The sequence below is a fragment of the Microbacterium sp. genome, assembly GCF_036566905.1.
In the GTDB taxonomy this organism is placed as follows: Bacteria; Actinomycetota; Actinomycetes; order Actinomycetales; family Microbacteriaceae; genus Microbacterium.
This window is the reverse complement of the sequence record NZ_DATCVK010000040.1, coordinates 1-5740: the sequence shown is the minus strand read 5'-3', so window position 1 is coordinate 5740 and position 5740 is coordinate 1. Positions and strand designations below refer to the sequence as shown.

Below are 5740 nucleotides of genomic sequence, written 5' to 3'. Positions count from 1 at the left end.
GCCGGCGCGACCCCGCCCGTCGGCCTCACGGTCGTCGGTGAGACGGTCGCCGGGTCGGGCCTCGCCGGCTTGATCGCCCACGCCGAGCGCACCGCCTCCGAGCTGCTCGCACGCTGAGCCCGCCACCCGCCCCGCGGACGTCGCCACCGGGTCAGGCGATTTCACGAGCCCAGGACGATTCCGGCCGAAACGTCCTGCGACCGTCGCGTCACCTGACCTGGTGGCACGCAGCGCCCGCGAGCACGGCAGACGGCGGATGCCGGGATCGGCGGCACCGGAAACGCTCCGCGCGAGGAGTGAAAGGATAGGAGCATGACCGATGTCTCGGCGAGCCCCTCCACTGAAACCCTCGGCTACACCCTGTGGGCTGTGTTCCGACGCGATCCTCAGCGCCCGGCGCCCGCCGGCGATCTGACGGCCGCGGTCGCCGAGGTCGAGGCATCCGGGGTCACCGTCCGCGGGTTCTACGATGTGTCGGGCCTGCGCGCAGACGCCGACCTCATGGTCTGGCTCACCGGCACCGGCGTCGCCCCCGAGGTCCTGCAGTCCGCCCTGCGGACGCTGCGCCGCGCCGAGCCGCTCGCCTCGCTCGTGCCGGTGTGGAACGCGATGGGCGTGCACCGGGACGCCGAGTTCACCGCCAGCCACCTGCCCGCGTTCATGCGCGACAAAGACCCCGAGGCCTGGCTCACCGTGTACCCCTTCGTGCGCTCGTACGACTGGTACATCCTTCCCGACGAGGAGCGTCGCCAGATGCTCGCCGACCACGGCCGCAAGGGCGCGGCGCACCGCAGCGTCCTGAGCAACACGGTGGCGTCGTTCGCGCTCGGCGACTACGAATGGATCCTCGCGCTCGAGGCGCCCGAGCTCGTCGAGCTGGTCGACCTCATGCGCGACCTCCGCCAGACCGAGGCCCGCCGCCACGTGCGCGAAGAGGTCCCGTTCTACACCGGCCGCCGGGTCGGACTCGACGAGATCGCCGAGGTGCTCTCGTGACCACCCTGCGCATCGGCACGCGCGGCAGCAAACTCGCCTTGGCTCAGACGGGCATGGTCGCCGACGACCTCGCCGACGCGACCGGCGTGACCACCGAACTCGTCACGATCACCACCGACGGCGACCGCTCGAACGAGCCGCTCTCCCGCGCCGGCGGCACCGGGCTCTTCACCGGCGCGCTACGCGACGCGCTCCTGGCCGGCCAGTGCGACGTCATCGTGCACTCGCTCAAGGACCTCCCCACGGCGCCGCACGACCAGCTCGTGATCGCCGCGATCCCGGCTCGCGAAGATCCCCGCGACGCCCTCTGCGCGCGCGACGGGCTCACCCTCGCCACGCTCCCCGCCGGCGCACGCGTCGGCACCGGCTCACCCCGGCGCATGGCGCAACTGCGCTCGCGGCGTCCCGATCTCGAGGTCGTCGATATCCGCGGCAACGTCGACTCCCGCCTCGGCAAGGTGACCAGCGGGGAGTTGGATGCCGTGATCCTGGCCGCCGCCGGACTCCGCCGCATCGGCCGCACCGAGGTCGTGACCGACTACCTCGACGCCGACTCCTGGCCGACGGCCCCGGGCCAGGGCGCTCTCGCGATCGAGGTGCGCCGCGGCGAGGAGGATCTCGTCAGCGCGCTCGACCACGCCGAGACCCGTGCCGCGGTGGAGGCCGAGCGCGAGGTGCTCGCCCTGCTCGAGGCCGGATGCTCCGCGCCCGTCGGAGCCCGCGCCGTCGTCGACGCGGGACTGCTGCTGCTGTCGGCACGCGTCTACAGTCTCGACGGCGCCACCGCCCTGACGTCCTCGCATGCCACCACGTGGCCCGAGGACGAGGGCGACCCGCCGCGCGAGGTCGCGGCATCCGTCGCCCGTGAACTGCTCGATGCCGGCGCCGCCGGCCTGACGGGAGAACGCCCGTGACGTACAGCCCGCCCGACCGCCCCCGCCGCCTGCGCGCCACCCCGGCGATGCGACGCCTCGTCGCCGAGACGCGGCTGCACCGCGCCGACCTGATCCTCCCGATGTTCGTGCGCGAAGGCGCTACCGAGCCTGTGCCGATCTCGTCCATGCCGGGCGTCGTGCAGCACACGACCGAGAGCCTGAAGCAGGCGGTGGCCGATGCCGCGACCGCCGGCATCGGCGGCATCATGCTGTTCGGTGTGCCCGAGCACAAGGACGCCACGGGCTCCGGCGCCACCGATCCCGACGGCATCCTGAATGTCGCCACCCGCATCGCGGCCGCCGAGGCCGGCGACGCGCTCGTCGTGCAGACGGACCTCTGCCTCGACGAGTTCACCGACCACGGCCACTGCGGCGTGCTCGACGGGAACGGCGACGTCGACAACGACGCCACGCTCGAGCGCTACCGCGACATGGGCGTGGCGCAGGCCGAAGCCGGCTCGCAGCTGCTCGGCCTCTCCGGCATGATGGACGGCCAGGTGGCCGCGGTGCGCGATGCGCTCGATGACGCCGGCTTCGCCAACACCCCGATCCTCGCCTACGCGGCGAAGTACGCCTCCGCCTTCTACGGCCCGTTCCGCGAGGCCGTGCAGTCGTCACTCGAGGGCGACCGCCGCACCTACCAGCAGGACCCCGCGAACCGCCGGGAGGGCGCGCGCGAGCTCGACATCGACCTCGCCGAGGGCGCCGACATCGTGATGGTCAAGCCCGCGATGAGCTACCTGGACGTGCTGTCGGATGCCGCGGCCACTAGCCCCGTGCCCGTCTGGGCGTATCAGGTCTCGGGCGAGTACGCCATGATCGAGGCCGCCGCGGCGAACGGCTGGATCGACCGGCGCCGTGCGATCGAGGAGTCGGTCATCAGCATCCGCCGCGCCGGTGCCGACGCCGTGCTCACCTACTGGGCCCTCGAACTTGCGGAGTGGATCCGATGACGACCAACGAGCAGGAATTCGCCCGCGCCCGCGGCGCGATGCCCGGCGGAGTGAACTCGCCGGTGCGCGCGTTCGGCTCCGTGCACGAGACGCCGCGGTTCTTCGTGTCGGCGACGGGTCCGTACGTGACCGACGTCGAGGGCCGTGAGTACGTCGACCTCGTCGGCTCGTGGGGCCCGGCGATCCTCGGTCACGCGCATCCCGCCGTCGTGAAGGCGGTGCAGGATGCCGCGGCCCACGGGCTCGGCTTCGGCGCGAGCACGCCCGGCGAGACGGAGCTCGCCGAGCTCATCGCCGGCCGCGTGCTTCGACAGGCTCAGCAACGGGGAGAAACGGCGACGCACCCGATCGAGCGGGTGCGACTGGTGTCGACCGGCACCGAGGCGACGATGACCGCGATCCGTCTCGCGCGCGGCGCGACCGGGCGCGACCTGATCGTGAAGTTCGCCGGGCACTACCACGGCCACTCCGACGGCCTCCTGGCCGAGGCCGGATCGGGCGTCGCCACGCTGGCGATGCCGGGCTCGGCGGGAGTTCCTGCCCCCATCGCCGCGCAGACGCTCGTGATTCGCTACAACGACCTCGAGGCGGTGCGCGAGGTCTTCGCGGCCCGCGGAGACGACATCGCCGCCGTGATCGTCGAGGCGGCACCCGCCAACATGGGCATCGTGCCGCCGGCGCACGGCTTCAACGCGGCCCTCGCCGACATCGCGCACGCGCACGGCGCGCTGCTGATCCTCGACGAGGTGCTGACCGGCTTCCGCGTCGGCCCCGCCGGCTGGTACGGCATCGACCCCGTGCCCTTCTCCCCCGACCTCATCACGTTCGGCAAGGTCGTCGGCGGCGGCCTGCCGCTGGCGGCGCTCGGCGGTTCGGCGGCGCTCATGGAGCTGCTCGCCCCGCTCGGCCCCGTCTACCAGGCCGGCACGCTGAGCGGCAATCCGCTCGCCGTGGCGGCCGGGCGCGCCACCCTCGACCACCTCGACGCGGACGCCTACGCCCGCATCGACGCCGCTGCGACGACGATCGCGGATGCCGCGGCATCCGCCCTCTCCGAAGCCGGCGTGACCCACGTGGTGCAGCGCTCGGGCAACCTGTTCTCGATCCAGTTCGCCGCGACGCCGCCCGTCGACTACGACACGGTGAAGGCGCAGGAGGCGTACCGCTACGCGCCGTTCTTCCGTGCGATGCTCGCGCAGGGCGTCTCGCTGCCGCCGTCGGTGTTCGAGGCGTGGTTCGTGTCGTCGGCCCACGACGACGCCGCGGTGGGGCGCATCGTCGACGCGCTGCCGGCCGCCGCCCGGGCCGCCGCCGAAGCTCGACCCGACTGACGCCGTCGCGCGCTGAGATCGTCGTCTGCCGACAACAGGTGATCCGGCGTGCACAGGCTGATCGGCGCCGAGACGCCCTGCAGGCGCCAAATCGCCCTGATCTGGGCACCGGAGCACCGCGTCTGCTGACGCATGATGGAGCCATGACCACGCTCGTCGCCGTTCACGGAGACATCACCACCCAGACGACGGACGCCATCGTCAACGCGGCGAACAACGCCATGCGCGGCGGTGGCGGCGTCGACGGAGCGATCCACCGCGCCGGCGGACGCGAGATCCTGCGGGACTGCATCGTCCGCTTCCCGAATGGACTCGCCACCGGCGACGCCGGCTGGACCACCGCAGGCGACCTGCCGGCACGCTGGGTCGTGCACACGGTGGGTCCGAACTTCGGCGCCGGGCAGCGCGATCGCGGTCTCCTCGAGTCCTGCTACCGCCGCTCGCTCGAGGTCGCCGCCGACGTGGGTGCACGAAGCGTCGCATTCCCCCTCATCAGCGCCGGCATCTACGCCTGGCCTCGACGCGCCGCGATCACCACCGCCATCGACACGATCGCCGCTGCGCGCCCGGCCGTGGACGAGGTGCGGCTCGTCGCGCACGACGAGTCCGCGCACCAGGAGATCGCGTCGGCGCTGCTCATGACGACATCGGTGCGCATCCTGCAGGGCGTGCGGGAACTGCACCGCCGGGGCTTCCACCGGCTGCGGGTGTCGCCGGGCGTCGCCCCGTCGGGCATGTATCACCGGATCGTGCTGTCGGATGCCGCGGACCCGGACGCCACGGTCCACTACACGTCGGGCGCCGAGACCGAGTTCGCCGGCGGCACCGTCGACGCGATGTCGACGCCGCACGATGTCGCCGAGCTCATCCTGCGGGCACTCCCCCGGCTGGCCGCCACGCACGACGCACCCGAGTACGCGGCATGGTTGGCGGGCCTCCTCGCAGCGGTCGAACCGGAGCACGCTCTGCCGGTCTCGTTCGCGGACTACTTCGACGACAGCGCCGGCTGGGAGATCGGCTGGGGCAGCGGCCTGCGGTACCCGGCGCCGCCGCGCTGACGCCGCAGGCCGCCGAGCACGCCGCGCAGAAAAGCGCAGCCGATCGGGGAAAAGCAGAAGGCCCCCGCCGTGGCGGGGGCCTTCTTCCGGTGGACCTGAGGGGAATCGAACCCCTGACCTCCTCGATGCGAACGAGGCGCGCTACCAACTGCGCTACAGGCCCGTGAACCTCAGAAACACTATCACGGTTCGATGCCCGTCCCGAATCGACGGCGGCCTCGCAGCGGGCTTATTCGCCGGCTGCGCGACGGGTCAGAAGCTGCCGCACGTGGGCCTCGATCTCGGCGTCGTCGACGTATCCCATGCGGGCGTATTCGGACTCCGCCGAGGCGGTGCGCGCCGTGCGGGCGGTGTCGATCGACGGGGGCTTCTGGGCCTCTGCGCGGGCCAGCATGGCCTGCTCGAGAGCTGCCTGGCGCAGGGCTGCGCGGGCGGCTTCGGCATCCAGCACGGCCGCGGCACGCGAC

5 protein-coding genes, 1 tRNA gene and 1 pseudogene are annotated in these 5740 nt (G+C 72.6%); 5 read left to right on the top strand and 2 right to left on the bottom strand.

The window, feature by feature from the left end:
• Positions 1-312 precede the first annotated feature (312 nt).
• The 5 genes from hemQ (at position 313) to VIP82_RS04105 (ending at position 5273) form a co-directional block, all read left to right on the top strand.
• Positions 313-996, top strand: a complete 684-nt coding sequence (gene hemQ / locus VIP82_RS04125) for a hydrogen peroxide-dependent heme synthase (protein ID WP_331906017.1) — start codon at positions 313-315, stop codon at positions 994-996.
• Positions 993-1910 carry a hydroxymethylbilane synthase gene (gene hemC / locus VIP82_RS04120; protein ID WP_331906016.1) on the top strand — a complete coding sequence of 306 codons (918 nt, stop codon included), beginning with the start codon at positions 993-995 and terminating at the stop codon, positions 1908-1910. The genes hemQ and hemC overlap by 4 nt, the downstream gene beginning before the upstream one ends.
• A gap of 47 nt (positions 1911-1957) precedes the next feature.
• Positions 1958-2884, top strand: coding sequence for a porphobilinogen synthase (hemB, locus tag VIP82_RS04115; protein WP_414684609.1), 927 nt, complete (start codon positions 1958-1960; stop codon positions 2882-2884).
• A complete protein-coding gene (locus VIP82_RS04110; RefSeq protein ID WP_331906014.1) occupies positions 2881-4215 on the top strand; it encodes a glutamate-1-semialdehyde 2,1-aminomutase in 1335 nt (444 codons plus the stop codon). Before hemB ends, VIP82_RS04110 begins: the two co-directional genes overlap by 4 nt.
• Before the next feature lie 143 nt (positions 4216-4358).
• Complete coding sequence (locus VIP82_RS04105) at positions 4359-5273, top strand: macro domain-containing protein (RefSeq protein WP_331906013.1); 915 nt, start codon at positions 4359-4361, stop codon at positions 5271-5273.
• A 90-nt stretch (positions 5274-5363) separates the two neighbouring features.
• On the opposite strand, the gene VIP82_RS04100 is transcribed toward VIP82_RS04105, so the two are convergent.
• Together VIP82_RS04100 and VIP82_RS04095 are read right to left on the bottom strand one after the other, a co-directional pair.
• A tRNA-Ala gene (locus VIP82_RS04100) sits at positions 5364-5436 on the bottom strand.
• A 66-nt stretch (positions 5437-5502) separates the two neighbouring features.
• Positions 5503-5740, bottom strand: a pseudogene (locus VIP82_RS04095) (large exoprotein); the annotation flags it as partial.